This is a genomic window from Sporosarcina sp. So3-204 (assembly GCF_058068165.1).
In genome coordinates, this window is record NZ_CM176485.1 from 1,677,715 (window position 1) to 1,703,255 (window position 25,541).

The 25,541-nt window shown below is 37.9% G+C and carries 21 protein-coding genes; 16 read left to right on the top strand and 5 right to left on the bottom strand.

Annotated elements, in window-relative coordinates:
* Positions 1-145: 145 nt before the first annotated feature.
* A complete protein-coding gene (locus AC3RV6_RS08215; protein ID WP_489748959.1) occupies positions 146-2,377 on the bottom strand; it encodes a YhgE/Pip domain-containing protein in 2,232 nt (743 codons plus the stop codon).
* Positions 2,378-2,639: 262 nt separating this feature from the next.
* Here AC3RV6_RS08215 and AC3RV6_RS08220 point away from each other — a divergent pair, with 262 nt between their 5' ends.
* Positions 2,640-3,080 carry a cell wall hydrolase gene (locus tag AC3RV6_RS08220; protein ID WP_489748960.1) on the top strand — a complete coding sequence of 147 codons (441 nt, stop codon included), beginning with the start codon at positions 2,640-2,642 and terminating at the stop codon, positions 3,078-3,080.
* Between the two features lie 95 nt (positions 3,081-3,175).
* On the opposite strand, the gene AC3RV6_RS08225 is transcribed toward AC3RV6_RS08220, so the two are convergent.
* Positions 3,176-3,511, bottom strand: a complete 336-nt coding sequence (locus tag AC3RV6_RS08225; RefSeq protein ID WP_489748961.1) for a zinc ribbon domain-containing protein YjdM — start codon at positions 3,509-3,511, stop codon at positions 3,176-3,178.
* A 218-nt stretch (positions 3,512-3,729) separates the two neighbouring features.
* Between AC3RV6_RS08225 and AC3RV6_RS08230 the strand changes: the two genes are divergently transcribed.
* The 5 genes from AC3RV6_RS08230 to AC3RV6_RS08250 all read left to right on the top strand — a co-directional run bounded on the left by AC3RV6_RS08230 (position 3,730) and on the right by AC3RV6_RS08250 (position 8,404).
* Positions 3,730-4,707 carry a ring-cleaving dioxygenase gene (locus AC3RV6_RS08230; RefSeq protein ID WP_489748962.1) on the top strand — a complete coding sequence of 326 codons (978 nt, stop codon included), beginning with the start codon at positions 3,730-3,732 and terminating at the stop codon, positions 4,705-4,707.
* 22 nt (positions 4,708-4,729) lie between these two features.
* Entirely contained in the window at positions 4,730-5,269 is a 540-nt protein-coding gene (locus AC3RV6_RS08235; protein ID WP_489748963.1) for an NADPH-dependent FMN reductase, read from the top strand.
* Between the two features lie 82 nt (positions 5,270-5,351).
* Complete coding sequence (locus AC3RV6_RS08240) at positions 5,352-5,882, top strand: 5' nucleotidase, NT5C type (RefSeq protein ID WP_489748964.1); 531 nt, start codon at positions 5,352-5,354, stop codon at positions 5,880-5,882.
* 4 nt (positions 5,883-5,886) lie between these two features.
* Positions 5,887-6,789, top strand: a complete 903-nt coding sequence (locus AC3RV6_RS08245) for an exonuclease domain-containing protein (protein WP_489748965.1) — start codon at positions 5,887-5,889, stop codon at positions 6,787-6,789.
* Positions 6,790-7,150: 361 nt separating this feature from the next.
* Entirely contained in the window at positions 7,151-8,404 is a 1,254-nt protein-coding gene (locus tag AC3RV6_RS08250; RefSeq protein WP_489748966.1) for a Y-family DNA polymerase, read from the top strand.
* Positions 8,405-8,589: 185 nt separating this feature from the next.
* On the opposite strand, the gene AC3RV6_RS08255 is transcribed toward AC3RV6_RS08250, so the two are convergent.
* On the bottom strand, positions 8,590-11,646 hold the full coding sequence (locus tag AC3RV6_RS08255; protein WP_489748967.1) for a DEAD/DEAH box helicase: 3,057 nt from the start codon (positions 11,644-11,646) through the stop codon (positions 8,590-8,592).
* Positions 11,647-11,861: 215 nt separating this feature from the next.
* Here AC3RV6_RS08255 and AC3RV6_RS08260 point away from each other — a divergent pair, with 215 nt between their 5' ends.
* Positions 11,862-13,115, top strand: a complete 1,254-nt coding sequence (locus tag AC3RV6_RS08260; RefSeq protein ID WP_489748968.1) for an S-layer homology domain-containing protein — start codon at positions 11,862-11,864, stop codon at positions 13,113-13,115.
* A 56-nt stretch (positions 13,116-13,171) separates the two neighbouring features.
* Here the strand turns inward: AC3RV6_RS08260 and AC3RV6_RS08265 are convergent, their stop codons facing one another.
* Positions 13,172-13,612 carry a YugN family protein gene (locus tag AC3RV6_RS08265; RefSeq protein WP_489748969.1) on the bottom strand — a complete coding sequence of 147 codons (441 nt, stop codon included), beginning with the start codon at positions 13,610-13,612 and terminating at the stop codon, positions 13,172-13,174.
* A gap of 347 nt (positions 13,613-13,959) precedes the next feature.
* On the opposite strand from AC3RV6_RS08265, the gene AC3RV6_RS08270 reads away from it, so the two are divergent.
* A complete protein-coding gene (locus AC3RV6_RS08270) occupies positions 13,960-15,192 on the top strand; it encodes a dicarboxylate/amino acid:cation symporter (protein WP_489748970.1) in 1,233 nt (410 codons plus the stop codon).
* A gap of 124 nt (positions 15,193-15,316) precedes the next feature.
* Positions 15,317-16,510: an NAD(P)/FAD-dependent oxidoreductase gene (locus AC3RV6_RS08275; RefSeq protein ID WP_489748971.1), complete on the top strand. Its 1,194-nt coding sequence runs from the start codon at positions 15,317-15,319 to the stop codon at positions 16,508-16,510.
* Between the two features lie 169 nt (positions 16,511-16,679).
* Here AC3RV6_RS08275 and thiW read toward each other — a convergent pair whose 3' ends face one another.
* Positions 16,680-17,177: an energy coupling factor transporter S component ThiW gene (gene thiW, locus AC3RV6_RS08280; RefSeq protein WP_489749220.1), complete on the bottom strand. Its 498-nt coding sequence runs from the start codon at positions 17,175-17,177 to the stop codon at positions 16,680-16,682.
* A gap of 223 nt (positions 17,178-17,400) precedes the next feature.
* On the opposite strand from thiW, the gene AC3RV6_RS08285 reads away from it, so the two are divergent.
* From AC3RV6_RS08285 to AC3RV6_RS08315, 7 genes are all read left to right on the top strand, one after another.
* Entirely contained in the window at positions 17,401-18,018 is a 618-nt protein-coding gene (locus AC3RV6_RS08285) for an NUDIX hydrolase (RefSeq protein ID WP_489748972.1), read from the top strand.
* Positions 18,019-18,416: 398 nt separating this feature from the next.
* Positions 18,417-19,766, top strand: coding sequence for a cytochrome ubiquinol oxidase subunit I (locus AC3RV6_RS08290; RefSeq protein ID WP_489748973.1), 1,350 nt, complete (start codon positions 18,417-18,419; stop codon positions 19,764-19,766).
* Complete coding sequence (locus AC3RV6_RS08295; RefSeq protein WP_489748974.1) at positions 19,763-20,794, top strand: cytochrome d ubiquinol oxidase subunit II; 1,032 nt, start codon at positions 19,763-19,765, stop codon at positions 20,792-20,794. Before AC3RV6_RS08290 ends, AC3RV6_RS08295 begins: the two co-directional genes overlap by 4 nt.
* A 5-nt stretch (positions 20,795-20,799) precedes the next feature.
* Entirely contained in the window at positions 20,800-20,910 is a 111-nt protein-coding gene (gene cydS, locus AC3RV6_RS08300; RefSeq protein WP_489748975.1) for a cytochrome bd oxidase small subunit CydS family protein, read from the top strand.
* Positions 20,911-21,074: 164 nt separating this feature from the next.
* The gene (cydD, locus tag AC3RV6_RS08305) at positions 21,075-22,805 is read left to right on the top strand and encodes a thiol reductant ABC exporter subunit CydD (protein WP_489748976.1); all 1,731 of its coding nucleotides are present in this window, start codon (positions 21,075-21,077) and stop codon (positions 22,803-22,805) included.
* On the top strand, positions 22,802-24,529 hold the full coding sequence (gene cydC, locus AC3RV6_RS08310) for a thiol reductant ABC exporter subunit CydC (RefSeq protein WP_489748977.1): 1,728 nt from the start codon (positions 22,802-22,804) through the stop codon (positions 24,527-24,529). Before cydD ends, cydC begins: the two co-directional genes overlap by 4 nt.
* A gap of 249 nt (positions 24,530-24,778) precedes the next feature.
* Positions 24,779-25,534, top strand: a complete 756-nt coding sequence (locus AC3RV6_RS08315) for an SDR family NAD(P)-dependent oxidoreductase (protein WP_489748978.1) — start codon at positions 24,779-24,781, stop codon at positions 25,532-25,534.
* Positions 25,535-25,541 lie beyond the last annotated feature (7 nt).

Here is a 25,541-nt window from a genome sequence, read left to right on the forward strand (position 1 = left end):
TGTAGAATGAACTTAGTTAACTGGAGAAAAGAAGAACTAGTAGAAACAGGCTGTACTTCAATCGAAACATTAAACGCATTGGGCGTGACTCCATAAAAAAAGCACTTCAGCCGTCATTAGGACGGAACTGGAGTGCTTTTTCATATTAATGGAAGATCTCAGCTTCTTTCGATTTTTTCAAGAGTTGGTTAGTGCGTTTATTAATACGCTTTTTAAGTAATGCACCGAATATAATGAATGCAATTGAAAAGAAGATTAGGAATAACAAGTCTTTTACTACTCGTTCCCAAACGATTCCTCCAACTGCTTCACGCATGACATCAATCGCATATGTGAAGGGCAGGAAAGGGTGGATTATCCCGAAAAAGTTGGGAAGCAGTACAACTGGATACGTTCCACCTGAACCTGCAATTTGCAAGACAAGCATGACAATTGCTAGGGCTTTTCCAACATCACCAAATACAGAGACGAGTGTGTAGACAATTGACATGAAAACCATGCTAATAATCACCCCGAAGATAATAAACCAAACCGGTTCCCGGATATGAACATCTAGTAGCAACAAATCACCGACCAAGATGATTAGCGTTTGCAGCAAGCCGATCATACCAAATGTCAGGAGACGTCCGAAATAGACTTGACGTGTTGTGAACACGGTATCATGCAAGTCGGTCGACAACAAAGAGATAAGGAGAAGACAGCCGACCCATATAGAAAGAACGGTGTAAAATGGTGTCATCCCTGTTCCATAGTTTTGAATTGAGAATAGTCGATTTACTTTCAACTGAATCGGCTCTTCAAAGAAACTTTTTTCGGCGTTAGGATCGTTCTGGAGCAATTGAATGATTTCGTTTATATCGGTTTTACCTTGAATGGCGCGAATTTTAACAGCTAACAAATTCACTTTTTCAGAGAGGAACGGATACTCAGCAACTGCTTTTTGAATTGTGCTTTTACCTTCTGCTAATTCCTTGTCTGAGTTCCCAAGAATCGTTTGCACTTTTGGAATGGTAGATTGAATTTCCGTTAGAAGGCCTTTCGCTTGTCCGAGCGTACCTTTTGCCGTTGCGATTTCTTTTTTTATGGTTGGTTCAATCGTATTCACATATTCTTTCATGAAGCGATCTAATTCAACAGACGTATTTCCCGCAATACTTTGTAAGTCATCGACTGTCTGGTTTAATTCCGCTGCTTTACCAGTGACAACGCTGTTTACTGTGCGGGCATTTGCTTGTGCTTCTTGTAACAAATTTATCAGATCATCTGTTTTTGTAATCGCATCATTCAACTCGCCTGACAAATTGGGCGACGGAATCGGTTGTGGGTCGCCAACTGATTCTTCGTCTGTACCCGGTGAAGGATTTTCATTTGGTTTCTGCAGTTGCTGCGCTAATTCCTGCAATCGAACGAGGTCCTGCTTAACGCTGTCCACCCGTTCAATACTCGCTGTCATCTGATCATCTAGTAATTTTTTCGTATTATCAAGTTCTGTGAAATTCAACTGAATTCCTTGTAGCTGTTTCAAAAAGTCATTCGCCTCAATTGAAATGTCACTGACTTTTTTTAAGTCGGCGTTAATTTTTGGAGACATTTCATCCAACTTCTGTTCGGCTTCGGTTAAATAGGCAACAGTTCGATTAATTTGATCAAGTCCATCTTGTGAAACTTTTTTTGCTTCAGGAAGTTTATTTTGTGCTTCGTGAATAATAGTCTGAGCGTCTGTTGCATCGGCTAATCCTCGATTTAGAAGGTTGTAAATTTCAGGTAAACTTTTTTCAGCTTCAAAAATATAGTTTTCGAATTTCTTGACGTCTGGCAAACCTTGCTCTAATTCGAGACCGAGCGAATTGAGCATATCAAAGATAACCCCGTTCACTGTTGAAATGAACTGACTACTGACTTTCTCGACAATGACTGATGCACCTTTTTCCGTTATTTTGGGTGCTATCGAGTTCAGCTTCTCGTTCACATAGTAATCGATTTCCGCTTTTTCAGGGTTTCCGGAAACGACTGAAGCGAGTTGTTCTGACAAATCTTTTGGCAACACCATCACCGCATAGTAATCCCCGTACTCGACACCTTCCAGCGCTTCTTTCCGAGATACGAAGTGCCACTCCATCGATGGATTTTCCTTCAGTGTTGCCACTATTTCTGCGCCGGTATCGATATGCTTATCTTGCACATTGGCTCCTTTATCTTCATTGACGACAGCTACAGGCAATTTATCAGTCCTGCCATACGGATCTGAAGATGCGTAGATGTTGAGCCATGCGTATAAAGAGGGCAATAAAATTAAGCCACCAATTAACACAGCAGCGACCCAGTTTGTAGAAATGTTTCGCACATCCCGTTTGAAAATCGTAAAGATATTCCGCACTTGAATACCTCCTTTAATTAAATGTTATGCATTTATACAATCAGAACTATTGTGGATAGTTGGACTATGATGCAGAAAATGTTCTTATTTGTTTATGATACCCAAAAACCCCAATCCTGAACGGCAACGTGGTGGATTAACAAAAGATAGGCAACTCTATAGTTTCCACTAATTTAATATTATATGTACTTAAACTAAGCATTCTTATAAACAATGACATGAAAGTAGGTTTTTTTTCATACAATATATTTGAGGTGAAAAAATGGCAAGAGTTAAATACAGAGATGCAGACATTGATGTAATGGCAAGGATGATGAGAGCAGAAGCCGAGGGTGAAGGAAGACAAGGGATGTTATATGTAGGTAATGTAATAGTTAATCGTGCTGTAGCAGATTGTATAGATTTTAAAGATGTAAGAACGATTAATGATGTCGTATTTCAGATACAAGGAGGAAATTATTCTTTTGAGGCTGTTCAGAAAGGAAATTTATTTTATCAAAGAGCCAGAGGCATTGAAAAGAAATTAGCAAAACAGAATTTGGATAGTTGGAGAGAACATCCTGCGAAATATGCCCTTTGGTATTTTAATCCATATGCGCCTTGTCCGCCAACATGGTATGGTCAACCTTTTACTGGTCAATATAAAGATCATTGTTTTTATGAACCATTGGCTGGAACATGTGATAGCGTATATAACGGATAGGTTGTCTAGGGGTGCCAGTCACCCAAATAATCTAAGATAAAAAATCCCTAACTTGAAGTTTTAAAGACTTCAAGTTAGGGATTTTTGTTGTGTTTTTATAGTTTTTTTACAAATTCTGTTTTTAATTGCATCTGTCCAAAACCATCAATTTTACAGTCGATGTCATGATCGCCGTCAATAAGACGTATGCTTTTTACTTTCGTTCCTAGTTTAACAACGTTTGAACTACCTTTTACTTTGAGATCTTTAATTACCGTTACGGAATCTCCATCTTGTAAGACATTCCCGTTAGCATCTCTATAAATTTTCTCGACTTCGGTTTCTTCAGCTTCTAACGTCCATTCATGTGCGCATTCTGGACACACGAAATGATTTCCATCCTCGTACGTATATTCAGAATTACATTTTGGGCAATTTGGCAACTCGCTCATAAATTTAGTTCCTCCATTCGATATGTCAAATATTTCTTAGCTCAACTTTTAATTATAAGCCAATTGGCAATTAACACAACCTTATCTGCGCTATCAAGCTCAAGCAATTGACATGTTGTGAAGTACATGTTAAATTTAGCTTGAATTCAAGATAAATTCAAGTAAGATATTCTATGCAGATATCTCAAATTCAAGGTATATTTAGAGGGGGAAATAAAGTGAACAAGCTTAAAGGGATTCACCATGTCACTGCAATTACAAGTAGTGCTGAAAAGAACTATGAATTTTTCACATATGTATTAGGTATGCGTTTAGTAAAAAAAACAGTGAACCAAGATGATATTCAAACGTATCACTTATTTTTTGCGGATGATAAAGGTAGTGCTGGAACGGACATGACGTTTTTTGATTTCCCGAACATAGAAAAGGGTATACATGGTACAAATGAGATTAGTAAAACTTCATTCCGTGTCCCGACTGATGAAGCACTTGTCTATTGGGAGAAGCGGTTTAAACGTCTTGAAGTACACCATACTGGTATTGTTGAACAATTTGGCAAGAAGACGCTTTCGTTTGTTGATTTTGATGATCAGCAATACCAACTGATCTCTGATGAAAACAATAAAGGCGTTGCTTCTGGTACACCTTGGCAAAAAGGGCCTATTCCATTGGCGTTCGCAATTACAGGTTTAGGTCCAGTTTTCATTCGCATTGCGGATTTTAAATCTTTCAAACAAGTTTTAGAATCAGTCATGCTATTTAAAGAAATCGATTCAGAAGGTGCCACACATTTATTTGAAGTAGGAGAAGGTGGAAACGGGGCGCAAATTATTGTTGAGCATAATGAATCGTTGCCGAGTGGACGGCAAGGGTTCGGAACGGTTCACCATGTAGCGTTTCGTGTAGAAAATCGCGCTATATTAGATGAGTGGATAGAACGTTTTGAAGGGTTCGGCTTTCAAACATCAAGTTATGTCAATCGCCACTTCTTCGAATCTACTTATACACGCGTTGCACGACAAATTTTATTTGAACTTGCAACAGATGGCCCTGGATTTATGGGTGACGAGCCTTATGAAACAGTAGGAGAAATACTGTCGTTACCTCCATTTCTAGAACCAAAACGGGCAGAAATTGAAGGGCTAGTTAGACCGATTGATACGGTAAGAAGCACGATTGAATTTACAAAAGAGTAACAACACAAAGGGAGGAAGTTAGATGATGAAAATCGGGATTATTTTAGGGAGTACGAGAGAAGGTCGCGTTAGTCCACAAGTCGGGGAATGGGTGAAGGAATTAGCCGAAAAGCGTGGCGATGCAGTTTATGAAATTATTGATATTGCGGATTTCAAATTACCTTTATTAGGCGAACCAGGCGGGGATGCATCAGGTGCGGCAGCTTGGTCAGCGAGTATTGAGGGTTGTGATGGTTTCGTATTTATTGTAGCGGAATACAATCACTCGATTACAGGTGCACTCAAAAATGCAATTGATTATTTACAAAAACAGTGGGGCAATAAAGCAGCGGGTATTGTTTCATACGGGTCTGTAGGCGGAGCGCGTGCAACAGAGCATTTACGCGGTATTTTAGGCGAGTTACTAGTTGCGGATGTCCGGGTGCATCCAGCATTGTCATTATTCACTGATTTCGAAAATGGTACAGTTTTCAAACCAGCTGCTGTGCAAGCAGATTCGGTTAATCAGATGCTCGACCAACTTATTCCTTGGTCTACAGCGTTAAAAACAATTCGTAAATAAGTTAGAAGCTAATCAACCGCAAAACGTGTAGAGTGTATACATGATTTGCGGTTTTTATTAATTTACAAAAGGGGACTTAGTTATGAAGCGAATTGCGATTGATATGGATGAAGTGCTGTCTCATTTTAGTTTAAAATGCTTGGCAATGTTCAATAAAGAATTTAATATGGTCTATACAATAGATGATTTAGCGGGCAGAAAGTTAGCTAGTATGGATGCTAGATTTGAGCACAAAGTAAATGAGTATTTGGCGCATGAATCCTTTTTTCTAGAATTAGATGTTATTAAAGATAGCCAAGAAGTTATAAGGAGATTAAGTGAGCGTTATGAAATTTTTATCGTCACAGCTGCAATGGAATTTCCTGCATCACTCGCACCGAAATATCAATGGTTGAAAACACATTTTAGTTTTTTGAATGAACAAAACTTCGTGTTCTGCGGGGATAAAAGCATTATTCATGCAGATTATTTAATAGACGATACGCCGCGCCATTTAGATACTTTTACCGGAGAAGGATTACTTTTTACAGCGCCACATAACTTACATATAACAGGTTATTCAAGGTTGAATAACTGGCTGGAAGTTGGAGAATATTTTCTGAAGAAAGGATAGGATTATGAATTTTATCGCACTAGATTTTGAAACAGCAAACAATTCAAGAGCAAGTATTTGTTCGATTGGCCTCGTTAAAGTGGTCGATGGTTTGATTCAAGAAGAAATCCATACATATATAGATCCCCGGGACGAATTTTCCTATTATAATATTGAAATTCATGGTATTACGGAAGATATGGTCAAGGGTGCGCCGACGTTTGAAGCGTACTGGCCTGAGTTTAAGGCAATCATTGAAAATGAAACACTTATCGCGCATAATGCGAGTTTTGATATGAGTGCTTTGCGCTACGCTTTGGATTTATTTAATGAACCGAATGCTCCTTTTACTTATGGTTGTTCATATGTATTTGCCAAAAAGGTTTGGCCGACGCTTTATAATCACCGGCTTTCAACAGTTGCAGAGCACTTAGGCATTAGTTTTAAACATCATGATGCATTAGAAGATGCACGAGCTGCTGCCCTAGTGACTTTAGCAGCATTAAAAAATAGTAATACGGATTCGCTTGAAGTATTATCTGACATGCATAATTTACAATTAGGCGTTCAACATGTCGATAGCTACAACGCTGCAGGTGTAAAGAAGAGGAAGCCAGCTGTTAAAAAAGTAACGCCAAAGGTCATTAAGAAATCCCACCCGTTTTATCGCGCAGCCGTTGTCTTTACGGGGAAATTACAAACGATGACAAGAGCAGAAGCTTCGCGACAAGTAGCCAATTGCGGTGGAGATTGTAAAAATGCTGTTACGAAAGATACCAATTATTTAGTTATAGGTGACTATGACTTAACAAGTTTCTCAGAAATATTTAACAGCATGAAAATGATGAAAGCTGAGGAAATGATTAATAAGGGGTACCCGATTAAAATTATTGGTGAAAGTGATTTTTTGAGGTTGGTTAATCGTTGAAAATAAAAAGTAATCCGTTTGCCTATGTTTATGTCGGCGAAGGGATTACTTTTTTTATGGTAGGATTTTTATCGACGTTAAACGAGCATATATCGGGCACAATTGTACTTATATCGGACAGTACTGTACTTATATGAGCACTTTTTAAAGATATATCGACGCATTTTCACCTTATATCGGCAAATCGTGACTTTTAACCTATCCATTTTATTAATCAATCTTTGAATTCAGCGTTACAAAGTGTTGATTACCCCAATAAACAGCTGCATATACACATTTTAACAAAATTCCCGGCTTGCAACGGTTGAGTTGTTGGCGTTATAATAGAAAGAACAAGTGTTCTTAATTGGAGGGGTTCAAAATGTATGAGCATTTACCGGAACGTGACATGATTTGTTTGGATATGCGCAGCTTTTATGCGAGTTGTGCTGCGGTAATGGAAGGGCTCGATGTCATGGAGACGCCTATTGCAATTATTGGGAATAAAAAACGGAAAGGCGCCGTTGTTCTCGCTGCATCACCGCCGCTGAAAGAAAGGTTCGGTGTTAAGACGACTTCACGATTATTTGAAATACCTGACGATCCATCGATTCATTTAATTGAACCGAAGATGCAGTTTTTTATTGATGTATCGATGGAAATTACGCGATTGCTCAATCAGTTCGTTCCGAAAGAAGCGATTCATGTGTATAGTATTGACGAAAGTTTTGTTGATTTGAGTGGCACGGAACGGCTTTGGGGCTCACCGGAAACAGTTGTGCGGCGCATACAAGATGAAATTGCGAGTCAGTTTCAAATTGCATCGGCATGCGGCATGGGACCGAATATGCTGTTGGCTAAGCTTTCGCTAGATCTTGAGGCGAAAAAAACGGGCATTGCGAAGTGGCATTATGAAGATGTACCGGCGAAATTATGGCCTGTCGCTCCGCTGAGTAAGATGTGGGGCATTGGTAGCCGGATAGAAAAAACGTTAAATAATATGGGTATTTATTCAGTCGGAGATCTTGCAAACGCTGAGCTGCCGAGACTTGAGAAGAAGTTTGGGATTATGGGAAATCAGCTTTATTATCATGCACATGGAATTGATAAATCGGATATGGGCGCATTGCTTCTTGAAGGGCAGGATAGTTATGGGAAAGGGCAAGTTCTTTTCCGAGATTATAATAAGCGCGAAGATGTGTTCACTGTGCTTCTTGAAATGTGCGAGGATATTGCGATGCGGGCAAGGGAAGCAGGAAGGTCGGGGCGTACGATTCATTTATCTGTTGTTTATTCGAAACGGGTATTTGGAGGCGGTTTTAGCCGTTCGCGGTCGATGGCGGAAGCAACGAATGAAACGATGAAAATTTACAATATGTGCACAGAGTTATTCGACGAATTTCATACAGGGCAACCCGTTCGTCGTTTGTCAATCAGTCTTAAGAATTTGGAGGAGGAACAGTCAATGCAGCTTAATTTGTTCGAGGTGCATAATTGGCGCAACCGGGAGTTGAGTAAAGCGGTGGATGCGCTGCGAAGTAAATATGGTTCCACAACTATTTTACATGCGGTTTCTTATACAGATGCTGGAACGGCGAGGGAACGTGCGAAGTTGATTGGTGGGCATATTAAATAAGGATATGCTTTTTTTGGGGGGGAACGTGGTGTATATCTGTGGTATGAACTCGTATATCCCTAGGAAGTAGGATTATATCAGCACATATCCCAGTTATAATCTGCGATTGTTAACCACCACGTTTTAATGATTTCTCCACATAAAAGAACGCTTGGGCAAATTTCCAAGCGTTCTCGTCTCTTAATCTAAAAGGAACTCAAAGGAACAGCTTCCTCAATTTCTAGGGATTCAGCAAATGCTTCAAAAAATTGTTGTTTTTTTAGTAATTCATAATCTCCAATCAGAATAAAGCGATCTTTTGCTCGTGTGACTGCGACGTTAAGTATATTCGGCTTACTCGTTAACCAGTTTATCGCGCCTGTTTTCGTGTCGTCCAGTCCTGGAATGAAGAAAACGGTATGGGCTTCTTTTCCTTGGAATGTGTGGACAGTACCAATTTGATCGTTGATATTAAAATCAGGTACATGACGAAGATTCTTTTTTAAAGCGCTACTGATTTCTGTGAAGGGCGTTATAATGAAAATACTTTTGCGACTGGCTCCATCATTGTTTTTCATGTGATTCATGACTAACTCATAAACGATGTCAATTTGTTCATCAACGAGTTGTTTATACCCTTTTTTTACAGAGCCACTACAATTAATCCAACGGCTGACGCCCAAATCATCGTCTAATTTGAACGGGCCATGCTGAGGAATCATCTTATTGTTATAAGCTATGGCATTAGCAATCTGGAACATAGGTTGTTTACATCTTCTATGAACCCAAAGTGGAATGCCGATCCATTCCTCATCCTTCATCGTACCGTATGGATTTACTTGATCCGCAATTGATTGTACAGAAGCAGTTGATGAAAAAATAGCTTCATCCAACCCGTAATACCGTATGATATCCGTATAAATCGTAGGATCCATTGTCATGACTGGCTCAATTTGAATAGGATCACCGACAACGATTGTTTGTCTCGCACGCCAAATGCCTCCAACAGCGGCTTGTGGAAGGGCTTGCCCCGCTTCGTCAATGACCAAATAACCGATTTCACCTGGTCGAAGCGGACCATACATTGTGGAAAGACTTGCGAAAGTTGTACTTACAATCGGGCACACGAGATGAAGTGTATCCCATAAATTTGAAAAGGAATCTCTATAATTATTCGGATTAATTGAACGACGATTTTTTAATAACTTCAAGTTAGAAGCAATCGCAAAACTATTATCTTTAATAAAAGCAAGATGGACTTTTAATGCGGCGACAAAAACATTTGAACGTAGAAATTGCAGCTTGCTGTCCAAATAAGGTGTTGTCAACTGTGCATGTGCATAATCATCAAAAAACGTTGCAGTCATTGAAGAAAAGTTTTCTGTCTCTTGTTCAATTAAGCGTTCAATCTTCTCAGTTTCATTTGTAATCTTCTGCAGTTGAATCGTTAAATTAGACTCTTCATCAACAAGGTCATTTTGCTTCTTTTGATTTACGTGTAACAAATTTAATGTTTCTTCAAGTGAAGCATTATATTCTAGACGTTTTTTCTTTGTTTCTCTTCCGCTACTTGTAAAGATTTCAAATAATGAAGATTTCTGCGTTCCTACTAACTCATTTAATGTTTCACGTTCATCTTCGAGTCGTGTTTTTGACATGATAAGCGCATCAACGTCTTGCTGAATTAAACTTTGTCGATCACGCAAAGCTTTTTGATTTACCCTAAGAGCGTTGAGTGATTTTTCACTTTCAATGATGGTTACTAATAAAGCTTTTCGTTCTTCAACTAAGCGCACGCTCTCTTTAAATTCTTGCTTAGCATCTGTCCACTTATGCGGAATGTTTTTAATCGAATCCTCTGTAAGAACCCCTTCAATCGTCTTAAAAAGGGAACTAATATTATCGTTATTCCCAAGAGGGGCTGAAATAAGTCCCCAACTATCAATCGGTTTTATCAACGGATCCATCGGTTTTTTGATTGTATACGTATTTGCAATATCAACGCTTTCTGTATGGAAAAAGTCTAAATCCTCGATGAGTTGCCCTGTTTGTTGATTGAATAAAACTTCATCTTCCGTATTAACAACTTCTTCACTTTTCGTTAAATCTCGTGTAATATTTTCCACTGCGCCGTTATTCGATGAAGCGACAACGATTGAAAAACCCTGTAACTCGGGCGCAAGTCTATAAAAGAATTGCCCATTTATTTTTTCGCTTTTAAACGGATTTTTACACTTAATTAATTCTGTAGCCCTTTTAACAATGATGTCTGCAAAAACATCTTTTAATAATGTCGTTTTCCCAGTTCCAGGCGGCCCATTGACAGAACGAATTTTATTTTTACTGTCAGAAGAAGTCAGTATATTGACAGAAAGTTGCTGCATGAAATAAGGTTGGAACTGAACGGGTGACGGCCAGCAACTAGTAGGCAAATGCTTTAAATCCAACCAATCGGTTTTGGCGTCATTGTTATTATCAATATCAGTTCGTGTAGGCTCATTTATCGTTAAATAATCATCAAGTGCATGATTGATCTCTTCAACTTCACTAATTAAAGCGAGATCGTTTAGGAAAAAACTTGGTAATGCTTCTGACTTCTTTACATCACGGCGTTCAATGTAGACGTATCTATTTGAAGAATTAAAGAAGGGCGCATTTTTAAATAAATGAGATAAAAACTTGTCCTCTAGTACTTTTATGTTATCGATAGATATATCATCTTTAAAAACAGACATATATTTTTCTTCGAAATGAATACTTAACGCTTCGGCATTTTTTACAATGTTTTTAAAGTCAGGATTTTTATTTAAAGCAATACCACTTAAATAGCATGTAAAAGGTGAAATGATGAAACTACCTTTTAAATAAGAATATGTATCCGTTTTATTCCCTTCGTCATCTATTGTTTCGACTTTAACCGCATCAAAAGAAGCAAGTGAAACAACATTGTATGATTCATTAATTATTTCTTCTTCATTTTTAAAATGAGCCCTTAGAAATTCAACGATTTTGTTTTGAAATGTTAGACCAATGTAAACCCGGTAGTTAATTTGTTTTTCAAACTGTAATTCAGCTTTAGTATCTTCATCCCAAGGCAATTTAGCGTAATCAAAAAATACTTGTTCAAAAGCATCCCTGTAATTATTTTTTTCCTTTGTCAGTTTAAGTTTGTTTGCGCTATTTTTCATACTAGTAACATTAATTGGTTTAATCATTTCCATCGTCATGAAAGCTTGCAATGTGTTTTTTGCTTTAGTCCCCATCGGATTCACCTCTTATCTAGTAGATTAAATGAACGAGAGGTTTCATACAAATGATTATGTGTTATCGGAAGAAGGAATAACGTTCGTTGCATATACTTAGAAGTGTTAGATGAAGAGTTAACAACATAAAAAATCTTGGTTCCCATTCCCATATACTGATATAATAGGGGGATATTACTATTTTATTATTATAAAAGATGAGGGGATGTTAGCAGATGAAGAGATATAGTATATTGCGTTGGCTTGGAAGCCTCGCTATTGTGGCAGCACTGTCATTTACTATGCAGGCAGAAGCTTCGGCAAAAACATTTTCAGATGTGCCGGTGAAACATGCTTATTGGAAAGAAATTCAGGATATTGAAAGTAGAGGACTTATTAATGGTTATACAGATGGAACTTTCCGACCAAATGATAAAATTTTACGCAAACATGTCGCAAAGTTATTAAGTAAAGCACTACATTTGGAGTCAACAGGTGCAGCAGTAAATTATAAGGATGTACCGAAGGACCATGCTTATTATGAATACATTTCCAAAACCACACAGGCGGGTATTTTTAGTGGCGATTTGACTGGGAAATTTAACCCTGATGCTCCTCTGACAAGAGTTCAAATGGCCAAGGTATTGGATATTGCTTTTAAATTAAACATTAAATCTATGGACCGCTTTGATGACGTTTACTGGGATCATTGGGGTGTACTAAACGTTCAAGCTTTATTATCAAACAATATTACTACAGGCGATAATGGTAACTTCAAACCAAATCAGGCTGTAACTCGTGCGCATTATGCTGTATTTTTATCCCGTGCATTAAATAGTCCTGGGATTCCTAAACCAAGTACAAATAGCATATTGACGAAGGAAGAAATTGTTAACTTAATTCACAGAGTGCCGTACACAATCGAAACGACGCTTGTCAAAAATAAAATTAACGAGGCGAGTTTTAATACAGTTCGGAAAACACTTTTGGAAAGTGCTACAACTCAATACACAGATGGATTACTAAAAGAATATTATGCAGTGATGTGTACGGAATGTGATGGTTATTTATTTTCTGTCATGGGCGATGAAATGGATTATCGTTTTGAAATTGTTGAGAACACTGCAACATCAGTAAAAGTTCGAACAGTTACTTTCGATGTTCCAGGCCCAAATGCGACTGGTGAATTTCTTGAATATGCGTTCGAAAAACAAGCAGGGAAATGGAAGTTGTCGGATTTCAATTTTGAGCCAATCGGTGCTGATAGCTTGGATTTAACTAAAGAAGAAGCAATGAAAATTATTAAAAGTAATTATAAAAAATGGTACTCGGCTTCAGTAGACGTGACTTATGTAGGAAGTGGTTATGAGGATGTATGGGATTGGTCTACAGAACTTGATTATCAGCGTGTCGTCTACACGTTTGACGTAACGGGGAGTTTTGGGGAAGAAAGAGTATTATTCTATCCACATAGCGGATTACAAGATTAACTAAAAAACACCGAAAATCCATTAACTAAAGGATTTTTGGTGTTTTTTATATCAATCTAAGCGATATCTTGATTAATATGATCCGCCGCACATAAACAATCTACCAACTCTTGTACAGCAACTTCTCCTGCATGCATCCATCTATTTTTATCCGTAATTTCCCCATCTTTATCAATCGGCGCTTGAAATTGACTAAATCCTGTCGCATCCAATAATGAAGCGTCATCGCTGTCTAATCCTACATGGACAACATGCTTGATGATATAAGGTTTTATAAATTTAATGGAAGCATCATAATCATCTAATTCCCCGTCCAATACAAGAAAGGGGATTCTTACATAAATTGTTTCGCCTTCATCGCGACATAATACATGATCGAAACAACCTTTATGATAATCCCAATTACCACCCAAATGATAGCCAAGATCTTGAATGCAATCCCGCACAATTCCGAAAAAGGAAGTTTGACCTTCCAACTTCGTTTCTAATTTTAACATAATCAGTCACCTCTTCTTTAAATTAACTTCTATGTAGTATTTACAAGTTAATCAAAACAATACAAAGTAATTTTTATGATGTATCCTTTTATCTTTCCATTTCTTACTTCAAAACGGTTTAAAAGAATTTTTCGAGTCGATGATTAGACTAAGGAAAATAGGGAAAACAGTAGATAGTATAATGCTACTAACAATTTAAAATTATAGGAATGCAGGGATGAAAGTAGAGTTTCCCTGATAAAAGTTAACTAAAACTTGAGTTGACAAATTATAGGAATAAAAACTTATATGATATAATATGTTTAACTTATTAGATTAAAATAAGAAGTAGAGAGCGTGGAAATTGAATGAAAAAGTTATGGAACGGGTACAAGAAAGTACCTTTTATAGCGAAAATGACCGTAGGATTTATTCTTGGAATAATTGTCGGTGTTATTTTTGGGAAAGAAGCTGAAATTATACGTCCATTTGGGACATTACTTATTAATTTATTAACATTGGTCGCAATTCCGGTCATTTTTTTCACTGTAGTTTTAGCGGTAAATAAGATGAGTGCAACCCAACTTGGACGCGTTGGTTGGAAACTGATTTTGTATTACGCGCTCACAACTGCAGCCGCTGTATTAATTGGCCTTGGACTGGCTTTATTATTCAAGCCGGGGCAACATATGAAATTGCCAAACGTTGTTGTTGATCAGCCTACTGCACCCAATTTCACGGACGTTTTACTGAATATTGTTCCGGATAATATATTAACGGCATTTAGTACGGGAAATGTCATGGGCATTATGTTTTTGGCAATCATTATCGGGACTGCAATGTCTATGATGAAAGGCTCTGCTGATGCGCAAATAAAGGATTATGGAAATTTACTTACTAAAATGATAACGGCTTTAAGTGAGTTATTTTATATGCTTTTACGAGGGATCCTTTTTTACATGCCAATCGGAATATTCGCCATTAGCGCTTCTGCATTTGGAGGCCAAGGATGGGGTACATTAAAATCTCTTTTCGCTTTTGTTGGTGTTTTTTACTTGGGATTATTATTACTATGGGTATTCGTTTATGCTGGATTTTTACTCCTTTCTGGTACGCCTTTGGTAAACTTTTTCAAGCAAACGAGAGAAGCCTATACGACAGCGTTTTTTACGTCAAGTAGTATTGCCTCGTTGCCTATCGCTCTAAAAGCAGCAAAAAAGGCTGGTATTTCAGACAAGATTGCGAACTTTGCCTTGCCATTAGGCGCGATATTCAATTCTGACGGCGGCGCAATTAGAATGGGTATTTCAATCGTCTTTGCGGCAAATATTACAAATTTACAGCTTTCCGCACCAGATTTATTCATGATTGTCTTAGTTGGTACTTTGTTGTCAATCGGGACAGCAGGTGTTCCAGCTGCAGGCCTTGTGACACTCGCAGCAGTACTTACAATGTTCGGCCTTCCACTTGAAATTGTCGCTCTCATCGCAGGTGTTGACGCTATTATTGGAATGGGCGGAACTGCGTCCAATGTAATCGGCGATATTGTCGGCGCGGCGGTTGTTGATAAATCAGAGGAAAAGCGTTTGGCTAGTTTATAAGCAGGGAGAATAGCTTAACTGGCTATTCTTTTTTTATTATCCTAATTAATTGTATAAGATGTTTCTTTCAAAATGAATTTGGGAATAGTACACCTATAACTTGCGAAAGATAGGTGAAATAAAGATGGAATTATATAGTGGTGATCTTTATTGGAATAAAACGCTAAAATCGAAATTTCAGTTTGAAAAAGTTACAGAATCCTTACATACAGATATTCTTATTATAGGAGGCGGTATGTCTGGTACGTTATGTGCGTATGTGTTGGCTAAGCATGGTAAAAATGTAACAGTTGTCGAACGAAACCGCATCGCTGAAGGTAGCAGTGCTGCGAATACAGGTTTACTACAATACACAAATGATAAAATGTTAATAGACTTTATAAAAAGTATTGGTGAAGAAAAAGCTGTTTTATTTTATAAAATGTGCTTAGAAGCTATGAAAAATTTAGGTGCTGTTAACAATGAGCTAGATGGCCAAACGGATTACATACCAAAAGATAGTATTTATTACGCATCTGATGAAGAAGATGCTGAAAAGTTAAAAGAAGAATTTTCTTATCTTGAAAAGTATGGTTTTCCTGTTCAATTTCTTACAAATGAAAAACTTAAAAAAGAGTATGGGATTGATAAAGCATGTGCTATTAAAACATGCGGAGATGCAGAAGTGAATCCGTTTAAATTTATTCAGTCAATGACGGAGAAAAACGTAGAAATGGGCGTACGTTATTATGAAGAAACTGAAATTGATTTAGAAAACATCGAAGCGCAACAAGTAGTTACGAAAGAAGGTCATATCCTAACGTTTAAGCAGCTTATCTTGACGACTGGATATGTGAAACAGTACCCGGTCATACGAGAAAAAAGTAATATTAACCGTACGTATGCATTTTGTTCTGAACCATTTGACAAGCCACTCTGGAAAGATGAAGTGATGATTTGGGAAACGAAAAATCCTTATCTTTATTTCCGAACGACAAAGGATTACCGAATTATTGCGGGTGGTTTAGATGAAGAGATAAATTATGTGGAAGAAAACGAAGAAAAGATTCGGGTTAAAGCGGAAGAAATTAAAAATGAAATAGAAAATATTTTCCCGGACTTAGACATTAAAATCGCTTACTCTTGGAATGCTTTGTTCGGCGAATCGATAGACGGGCTTCCATTCATAGGTAGGGACCCAAATAAAAAATCGGTTTATTATTTAATGGGGTATGAAGGAAATGGAACTTGCTATTCGATGGCAGGTGCACTTATTTTAAAAGATTTAATTGAAGGAAAAACAAATCAATACGAAGATATTGTAAAAGTAAATCGTTGACAGAAAATTGAAGCCAGCTTATGGATGAAGTGAGATAAATCCCCAAGCTGGCTTCAATTCTGAAATTAGTTATTATCATTTTCCAATGCGATAATTTCTTCAATAGTTAACTCCGAAATGGCTGCAATTTCCTCAACCGTCAATGACGGTTATTTTTATGATTAACTATTTACAAGCTTTCCATCATTTGGTTCTTCGCTAAGAACTTAAACATGAGGTAGGCCATTGCAGCACCTGCGAGAGAACTAAATAAATAGGCTGGAAAAAAGTATCCAAGGGTTGCTTCTCCGTTCGTCAACGATATTGCGATTAAATAAGAAACGAAAGCACCGATGATACCAGTACCTACAACTTCTCCGATAGCCGCAAATTCTAATTTCTTCGTTTTAGCATAAAGTAAACCTGCTAAAACAGCCCCGAACATACTTCCTGAAAAGGCGAAAAGTGTTCCTAAGCCTAGGGCGAATCTTAAAATTGAGATTGCTAAGGCGACGCCTAAGGCATACCAAGGCCCAAGTAAAATAGCAACAAGCACATTCGAAAAGTGTTGAATTGGAAAAATGTAAGAATAACCAAACGGAATAACGACAAGGAAACTTGATGCGGCTGTTGCTGAAACAATAAGAGAAAGTATAAAGAGCTTTTGTTTTGGTGCCATTTGTTTCATAAATTTCACAGAGCATATGCACAAAATCGCACCCTATAAAAGGGGTAGAAATGTCATAAGTCTATTCCCATCCTTTCACCTAAAACCTTATGTATACAAGGTTAACAATAGCATAACTAAATGGTAAAACAAGGCGTTTTTGGTTAATGCAACTGACAATCTTTAATCAGCTATCTTTTCATGATACGATAAAATATATAAAGTATCGAGATGAGGGAGTTTAATGTACATAGAAAGTTTGAAAAAACAGTTAAATGAAAACAAAGGGCTGTTTATAGGAGAGGAAACAGCTTTTCGTTCAGCGATTTTAATACCGCTCGTTCAAGTAGACGGAGAATGGCATATTCTCTTCGAAGTTCGTGCACTCACTATGAGAAAACAGCCAGGTGATATCAGTTTTCCAGGTGGCAGGATTGACCTCGAAGATTCATCGCTTCTGGCAGCAGCTTTACGAGAAACGCATGAGGAATTAGGGATAAACCCTGAAACGGTAACCGTGCTAGGCGAATTAAGCCCATACATTGCTTCGTCTTCATTTGTCGTCTATCCTTTCGTCGGCGTGATTGATTACGAGGAAATAATTCATTCTTATAATAAAGAAGAAGTTGAAGAGTTTTTTACAATACCGTTTAAATGGTTATTAAATTATGAGCCTTATATGCATAAAGTTTCAGTTGAACCAACACCTTCGCCAAACTTCCCGTTTGAAAAAATTATGAATGGTGATCAGTATCAATGGCGTGCACGTCCAATCGAGGAATGGTTTTATGATTATGGGAAGTATACGATTTGGGGCTTAACTGCGCGGATTTTAAAGCATTTTGTGGGAATTATTAAATGAAGCAGCTGCAGTGCGGGAAGCAGAACTTCAAGTGGAGGAAAACATTCAAAAGGTATTAATGAAGGGAAGCAAGCTGAAAAGTTAATGTAGATTATAATAAGTGGAATGAATGTCTAGCTTGCAGCAAATTTTGCTAACAGACGGTCTAGCAACTTAATACGAACTATAAACCTTTCTGGGTATCCTGAAAGGTTTTTTATGGTTGTATAGTAGTGCCAAATTACTGGTCAATATCGTTCACACGATTGACGTTACTGTCACAAGATATACACCTACTGGCAATCAATAAAAGTTAAAATTGGTTTATAACATAAAGATTATATTAACGTATTCAAGTTTTATCATATATTCAAGCTAAACTTGTGAAAAGCATTTAAGTAAAAGGAGGAGAATGAAAAATGTTATTTGATGATCCAGTATTTGCTAGCCGTGTACTCACACTACTTACCCTTTCTTTTCACATTATTTACGCCACGATAGGGGTCGGTGTTCCACTCATGATTATGATTACGCATTGGGTGGGAATTAAGAAAAAAGATGAACATTATCTTTTAATGGCCAAACGATGGGCGCGTGGTTTTGCAGTTACCGTCGCTGTAGGTGTTGTCACTGGAACGGCAATTGGACTGCAACTTTCATTACTATGGCCAAACTTTATGGAACTGGCTGGAAATATTATCGCACTACCTCTATTTTTGGAAGTATTTGCCTTCTTCTTTGAAGCAATTTTTTTAGGAATATATGCATACACGGGAGATCGATTTGAAGACAAACGTAAGCACTTTTTGCTTCTCATTCCCGTTGTTCTTGGTGCAGCCGCTTCAGGGCTATTCATTACCGTATTAAACGCATTTATGAATTCGCCGCAAGGTTTTGATATTGTTAATGGGCAACTTACAAATGTAAATCCAATTGCAGCCATGTTTACGCCTGCAATGCCGACGAAAGTGTCGCATGTACTTGCAACGGCCTTTATGACATCTGCATTTATGCTTGCATCCATTGCAGCATACAAAATGGTAAAAGGTTCAAACCATGTTTATCATAAGAAATCACTGTATTTGACAATGAAAATAGGGCTTATATTTTCCATTGCAGCTGCATTAATCGGAGACTTTTCAGGTAAATATTTAGCAGAGTACCAACCAGAAAAATTAGCTGCAGCAGAATGGCATTTTGAAACGGAAAAAGGCGCACCACTCCTGATGTATGGGATTTTGGATGATGAAGGAAAAGTGAAATATGAGATTAAGATACCTTATGGACTTAGTATACTAGCAGACGGAAATCCGAACTCAGAGGTGATTGGATTAGATCAATTTCCTGAAGAAGAAACGCCACCACTTATTATTCATTACTTTTTCGATTTAATGGTTACGATTGGCGTATTCATGGTAGGTCTTTCTCTTGTCTATTGGATAGGCATGAAACGGGCATGGTCTTTCGTGAAATCTAAATGGTATCGTTGGCTCATTGTTCTCGGAGGTCCATTATCCTTCCTTGCTATTGAAGCCGGCTGGTGGATGGCTGAAGTTGGACGATACCCATGGATTCTGCGTGGCATCATGACGATTGAACAAGCAGCAACAGCAAGTGAATATGTTGGGTTAATGGTAATTCTTTTCGGGCTATTATATTTGTTTTTAGGCATTGGAACCGTCGTCGTACTTCGTCGAATGTTTAAAAATAATCCGGTTGAGCTAGAACTTGAAAAACAAGAAGCTGCACAAGGTGGTGAAATAACATGAGTTTAGAAATAATAGGGATTTCAGTACTCTGGACATTTCTATTTGGTTATGTCATCTTGGGGTCGATTGATTTTGGGGCAGGTTTTTTTAACGCCTACAGTATAGTCACTGGTAAACAGCATGTCGTTTCGAGAGTTATTCAGCGGTACTTATCTCCAGTTTGGGAGGTTACGAATGTATTTTTCGTATTCTTCTTTGTTGGGATGGTTGGTTTTTTCCCGAAAACCGCATTCTATTATGGAACGGTTCTCCTAGTACCAGCGAGTATTGCGTTAATTTTAATGATTATTCGTGGTTCTTACTATGCATTTGAGCTGTACGGATCAAAAAGCTCTAAAGGACATAAAGGATACGCCTCCATGTATGGTATTGCAGGCGTATTGGTCCCGGCAGCATTATCCATCGTGCTGACCATTTCTGAAGGTGGATTTATTTCCATGATTGATGGCAATCCTGTTTTAGACTACGGGGCGTTATTTACGAGTCCCTTAACATGGTCGATTGTCGTTTTATCTATTGTTGCAGTGCTCTATATATCTGCAGTTTTTCTTACGTGGTATGCCAATAAAGCAGAAGATACAGGCGCAACAAACCTCATGCGGAAATATGCAATGTTCTGGGCTTTCCCTTTAATCATTGCTGCAGTAGGCATCATTTACGAATTAAGTTCTCACAATCCAGAACATTTTGAACGTATTCTGGATTTATGGTGGATGTTTGGATTATCGTTCCTATTATGGATTGGGACGGTAGGGTTAATTTGGAAACGAAAAAAATATGGACTCGCAGTTAGTCTATTAATCGGGCAGTTTGCGCTGGCCTTTTATGCATATGGCATTTCGCTTTACCCGTACTTGTTGTATCCATATTTAACGATTCACGAAGGATTTACAAATGATGCAATGGCAATTTCACTTATTGTGGTGTTCATCTTAGGATTGATATTGCTAGTACCTTCTATGTACCTGTTAGTAAAACTCTTCTTGTTTGATAAAGATTATGTAACAGGAAAAGAGAAAAAGGAGTGAGATGAATGATACATGACTTTTTAATCTTTGTTGCTCCATTTTTAATAATTATCGCGGCAATCGTAGCCGTATTCTGGGCTGCACCAAAAGATGAACCTGTTACAAAAGAAAAATAACACAAACATATAGTGGCAGTAGTTTCTGACGATATACACTGATATAAGTAGCGTTCTGGCGGTAATTCTAAACTAAACCCTTAAGTTATAGTGCGATTAAAGAGGGTCCTACTTCCAGTTTGTTTACTTCGTTAAATTAGCTGATTTTTCGGGAGGAATAAACAATGGTTGGACTTAAGGAGTTAGCATTAGAACAGAAAAGAAAGCTGGTTTTCTTGGTCATTTTTGCTGTCACAACAGCTGCGGCAATTATTGTACAAAGTTATTTATTAGTAGCAATTGTCGATCGAATCTTTTTAAAAGGGGCAACATTTTCTGATGTTGTTCCCTTTTTGATAGGGTTGTTCTTTGCATTTTTCGCAAGAACAGTTCTTCAGTATTTAAGTGGGAGAACTGGTTTGAAAATGGCTTCAAAAGTTAAAGGTGATTTACGAAAATTACTCATAAAAAAATTCTCCGAAAATACAACGCAATCATCACTTCAAGGACAGTCCGGTAAAAAAGTAAGTGTCATGATGGATGCTGTGGATGAAATTGATCGTTATTTTAGTGATTATATCCCGCAAGTCATTCAAGCTACACTCATTCCACTTATCATTTTAGTCGTGATCTTCACACAACATATTTCCACTGGCTTAATTATTATGATTACTGCACCTTTTATTCCAGTTTTCATGATAATTATTGGTTTTAAAACAAAGGACAAATCTGAGGAACAATTGGATAAAATGGCAGCTTTTTCAGGAAGTTTTCTTGATACGTTACAAGGATTGACAACGCTTAAATTACTTGGACGTTCCAAAGAACAAAAAGAAACGATACGAAAAAGTAGTTTAGATTTTCGTGATGCGACGATGGAAGTACTTAAAGTTGCCTTTCAAAATTCTTTAGTATTGGAATTTATTTCGATGCTTAGTATGGGTGTCATTGCGCTAGAGCTTGCCCTTCGTTTAATCGTTTTTCAGGATATTACGTTTATAACTGCGTTTTTCATGTTGGTATTAGCGCCAGAGTTTTATACGAAATTGAAAGACTTAGGGAGTGCTTTTCATACGGGTAGAGGGAGTATGGGGGCTGCTAAATTGCTAGCAGATGAACTAACTGAAACAGAGAATCCTGTTTTATGGGGAGTGGACAGTTTAGAAAGAGAAGCACCAGTAGCAATTGAACTATGTGATGTTGGATTTACTTATGGTGAAGATTCATTTTCATTAAAAAACATTCAATTAGAAATTGCTCCAAATGAACAAGTAGCAATCATCGGTAAAACGGGTGCTGGGAAATCAACCCTCTTAAATGTGATTGCCGGACTTGCTTCGGTTTCAGAGGGTGAAATGCTTATCAATGGGAAACCAAGGTCAAACTTTAAAGAGAAAGATTGGTTTGATCGATTAAGTTATATTTCACAAAACCCTTATTTGTTTTCAGGAACAATTGCGGAAAACATTGCGATTGGCGGACGTTTGGATGCGACTCGAGTAGAAATCGTACATGCTGCTGAAAAAGCTGGGATTTCTGATTTGGTGAATTCACTTGAACATGGCTATGATACACCTATTGGAGAAGGGGGAAGAGACCTTTCAGGTGGCGAAAAACAACGAATAGCTATCGCTAGAGCATTCCTGAAAAGTCCATCTTTAATTTTGTTTGATGAACCAACAACTGGACTAGATCTTCGGACTGAGAAGATTTTGCAAGCTTCTATTAAGGAACTGTCTAAAAGTTCCGCAGTCATTACAGTTGCGCATAGACTTCATACGATTAAAAATGCGGATAAGATAATTTTCTTGGACAAAGGCGAACTTTTAGCAACAGGCACACATGAAGAACTGCTGGAAACGGTGGAAATGTATCGTAATATGGTGTCTGTTCAACAGGGAGGGATTGCAAATTGAAAAACCTAGGATTTGTTATTAAGCTATTATTCGTAGAAAAAAAGGATATAGTCTTATCTATTCTCTGCGGATTTATAGCGGGGATAACAGCTGTTGGTTTATTTGGATCCAGTGGGTATTTGATTTCTAAGGCGGCTTTAACACCTTCAATTTTCACGTTAATGATCATTGTAGCGTCGGTTAAAATGTTAGGAATTATATCTGCATTAGGGCGTTACGGCGAACGTTACTTTTCTCATCGAGGGACATTCACGATGTTAAGCAATATGCGTGTCTCTTTTTACGAGCAGTTAGAACCTTTAGCGCCAACTATTTTCCGGAAATATAGAAGCGGTGATCTTCTTGCTAGAGTAGTGGGTGATGTGGAGGCATTACAGAATTTCTTTTTACGCGTTTTTTACCCACCGGTTGTTTTACTATTAGTATTTTTATGTACAATCTTTTTTACAGCGCTATTTTCATTAGAAGTAGCCTTACTCATATTCATTGGTCTGATTGTCACTACTTTTGTCGTTCCAGCAATCTTTGCTTTAACGCAAAGAAAAGTGGATCGACTAGTGAGACAAAGACGCGGAGAATTATCTACCAAAGTGACGGAATTTCTTTATGGCTTTCGTGATTTGAAAATACACCAACAACTAGAAGGAAAAGAAAGCGAACTGCATCTATCTGTAAATGCCTACTTAGAAGAACAAGAACGTGAAAGTATTCATAATTTGTTCAGCCAGGCTGCCAATAAGTTTCTATCGCTTTTCATATCATTGCTTGTTCTAGGGATTGGCGCTTATTTAGTGGCAGATGGTCAACTAAATGGAATTTACCTGGCGATGTTTGTCATGGTTTCATTGACAGTTTTTGAGAATACATCTTCTATGGCTGCTTTCCCAAGTTATTTAGAAGAGAGTCGGCAAGCTGCATCAAGACTTACCGAAGTTGTTGGTAAAGAAAGTGTACTGAAGGAATCACAAGAAGTTTTTGAAAACCGAACGATTCAAGGGGTTCCTTCGATTGACATGAAGGATGTAACTTTTGCTTTTCCAGATGAAGCACTTAATACGTTAACAAATGTAACCTTAGCGTTTCCAGCAGGATCAAAAACAGCCATAGTCGGCCCAAGTGGTTCTGGAAAGTCGACGTTGTTGCAGTTGCTTTTAAAGTTTTATCGTGTAGACCAAGGTCAGATTCGTTTTAACAATGATTCGATTGATCATTTATCACAAGAGACTATTTGGGAAAATACAAATGTTGTCTTACAAGAAAATCATTTTTTCTATGGCACAATTCGAGATAATTTACTGCTCGCCGGTAATGGATTAAGTGATACAGAAATGTTAGATACGTTGAAAAAAGTGGAGCTTGAACACTTTTCCTTGGATGATAAAGTGTTAGAAAAAGGGGAGAATCTTTCAGGTGGAGAAAAACAACGTCTTGCGATTTCCCGATCGCTGCTCGTAAAATCGTCTTTATGGCTATTAGATGAGCCAACGTCATCCATCGATGCTTTAACCGAGGCACATATTATGGGCTATTTATATGAACAGGCAAAAGAGGCTACTATTATTCTCGTTAGCCACCGCTTAACGGGATTAGAGAAGATGGACCAAATTATTGTGATGGACGGTGGAAACATAGTCGAGACTGGCACATTTGATGAATTAATGGAGAAAAAAGGTTACTTTTATGAAATGAAAAAAATTGAACAAAGCGTGTTTTTCGTCAGCTAAAAACTTGGCATGTAGGCGTCTCCAGAGTGTTAGGTATCTGCGCAGGATGACTCAGACAATGGAAGTATATGAAAAAAACAGATCGGTATCTATGTTGTTTTCATTCTTTTTGAATAATCAATTCAATGTGTAGTTTTGGAGAATCGAATCTTTCAAGCAAGCGGGACCAGATATCAGTTCAATTATTGTCTTTGAATATAGTTTAACGTTATACTATAGTTATTCGTAATTCAAAAGGAGATGTTTTGAATGAGTAAATTACAAGATAAAGTTGTTATTATTACAGGCGGTGCTGGTGGTATTGGTAGTGGTATTGCGAAAGCTATGGTAAAAGAGGGCGCGGTTGTAGCAATTGTTGATTTAAATGAAGAAACTGGACAGGCGATGGAGAAAGAACTACAAGCCATTTCCCCAAAATCCATGTTCATTCAAGCGAATTTAATGGACCACAAAAATTTAGGTAAAATTGTTGAAGACGTTGTTGAAAAGTATGGCAGACTTGATGTGTTGGTCAATAACGCGCATGCTTCAAAACAAGTAACTATTGAAGAAATGAGTCAAGATGATATTGATTTATCGTTTGGAACTGGATTTTATCCTACGTTCTATCTTATGCAAGCAGCTCTACCGCACTTAAAAGAGTCCAAAGGAAATGTCATTAACTTCGCGTCAGGCGCAGGAATGGAAGGACACCAAACGCAAGGCGCTTATGCTGCTGCAAAAGAAGCCATCCGTGGTATTTCACGTGTTGCTGCCAATGAGTGGGGCCCATTCGGCATTAACGTAAACTTAATTAGTCCACTTGCTAACTCACCTGGTGTTCAGGCATGGGCAAAAGCACAACCCGAATACTACAATGAAGTGACAAAGAAAATTCCACTGGGACGTTTTGGTGAATTAGAAGAGGATATTGGACGCGTCGCTGTCTTTTTAGCTTCTGAAGATTCACGATACATTACAGGACAAACGCTTATGGTTGACGGCGGATCAATCATGCTTCGTTAATGCAAGC

Bases quoted from the DNA above. Each gene is read 5' to 3' on its own strand.
- AC3RV6_RS08220 (WP_489748960.1), top strand. From the start codon at position 2,640: ATGGCAAGAGTTAAATACAGAGATGCAGACATTGATGTAATGGCAAGG.
- AC3RV6_RS08225 (WP_489748961.1), bottom strand. From the start codon at position 3,511: ATGAGCGAGTTGCCAAATTGCCCAAAATGTAATTCTGAATATACGTAC.
- AC3RV6_RS08235 (WP_489748963.1), top strand. From the start codon at position 4,730: ATGATGAAAATCGGGATTATTTTAGGGAGTACGAGAGAAGGTCGCGTT.
- AC3RV6_RS08240 (WP_489748964.1), top strand. From the start codon at position 5,352: ATGAAGCGAATTGCGATTGATATGGATGAAGTGCTGTCTCATTTTAGT.
- AC3RV6_RS08245 (WP_489748965.1), top strand. From the start codon at position 5,887: ATGAATTTTATCGCACTAGATTTTGAAACAGCAAACAATTCAAGAGCA.
- AC3RV6_RS08250 (WP_489748966.1), top strand. From the start codon at position 7,151: ATGTATGAGCATTTACCGGAACGTGACATGATTTGTTTGGATATGCGC.
- AC3RV6_RS08255 (WP_489748967.1), bottom strand. From the start codon at position 11,646: ATGGGGACTAAAGCAAAAAACACATTGCAAGCTTTCATGACGATGGAA.
- AC3RV6_RS08260 (WP_489748968.1), top strand. From the start codon at position 11,862: ATGAAGAGATATAGTATATTGCGTTGGCTTGGAAGCCTCGCTATTGTG.
- AC3RV6_RS08265 (WP_489748969.1), bottom strand. From the start codon at position 13,612: ATGTTAAAATTAGAAACGAAGTTGGAAGGTCAAACTTCCTTTTTCGGA.
- AC3RV6_RS08270 (WP_489748970.1), top strand. From the start codon at position 13,960: ATGAAAAAGTTATGGAACGGGTACAAGAAAGTACCTTTTATAGCGAAA.
- AC3RV6_RS08275 (WP_489748971.1), top strand. From the start codon at position 15,317: ATGGAATTATATAGTGGTGATCTTTATTGGAATAAAACGCTAAAATCG.
- thiW (WP_489749220.1), bottom strand. From the start codon at position 17,177: ATGAAACAAATGGCACCAAAACAAAAGCTCTTTATACTTTCTCTTATT.
- AC3RV6_RS08285 (WP_489748972.1), top strand. From the start codon at position 17,401: ATGTACATAGAAAGTTTGAAAAAACAGTTAAATGAAAACAAAGGGCTG.
- AC3RV6_RS08290 (WP_489748973.1), top strand. From the start codon at position 18,417: ATGTTATTTGATGATCCAGTATTTGCTAGCCGTGTACTCACACTACTT.
- AC3RV6_RS08295 (WP_489748974.1), top strand. From the start codon at position 19,763: ATGAGTTTAGAAATAATAGGGATTTCAGTACTCTGGACATTTCTATTT.
- cydS (WP_489748975.1), top strand. From the start codon at position 20,800: ATGATACATGACTTTTTAATCTTTGTTGCTCCATTTTTAATAATTATC.
- cydD (WP_489748976.1), top strand. From the start codon at position 21,075: ATGGTTGGACTTAAGGAGTTAGCATTAGAACAGAAAAGAAAGCTGGTT.
- AC3RV6_RS08315 (WP_489748978.1), top strand. From the start codon at position 24,779: ATGAGTAAATTACAAGATAAAGTTGTTATTATTACAGGCGGTGCTGGT.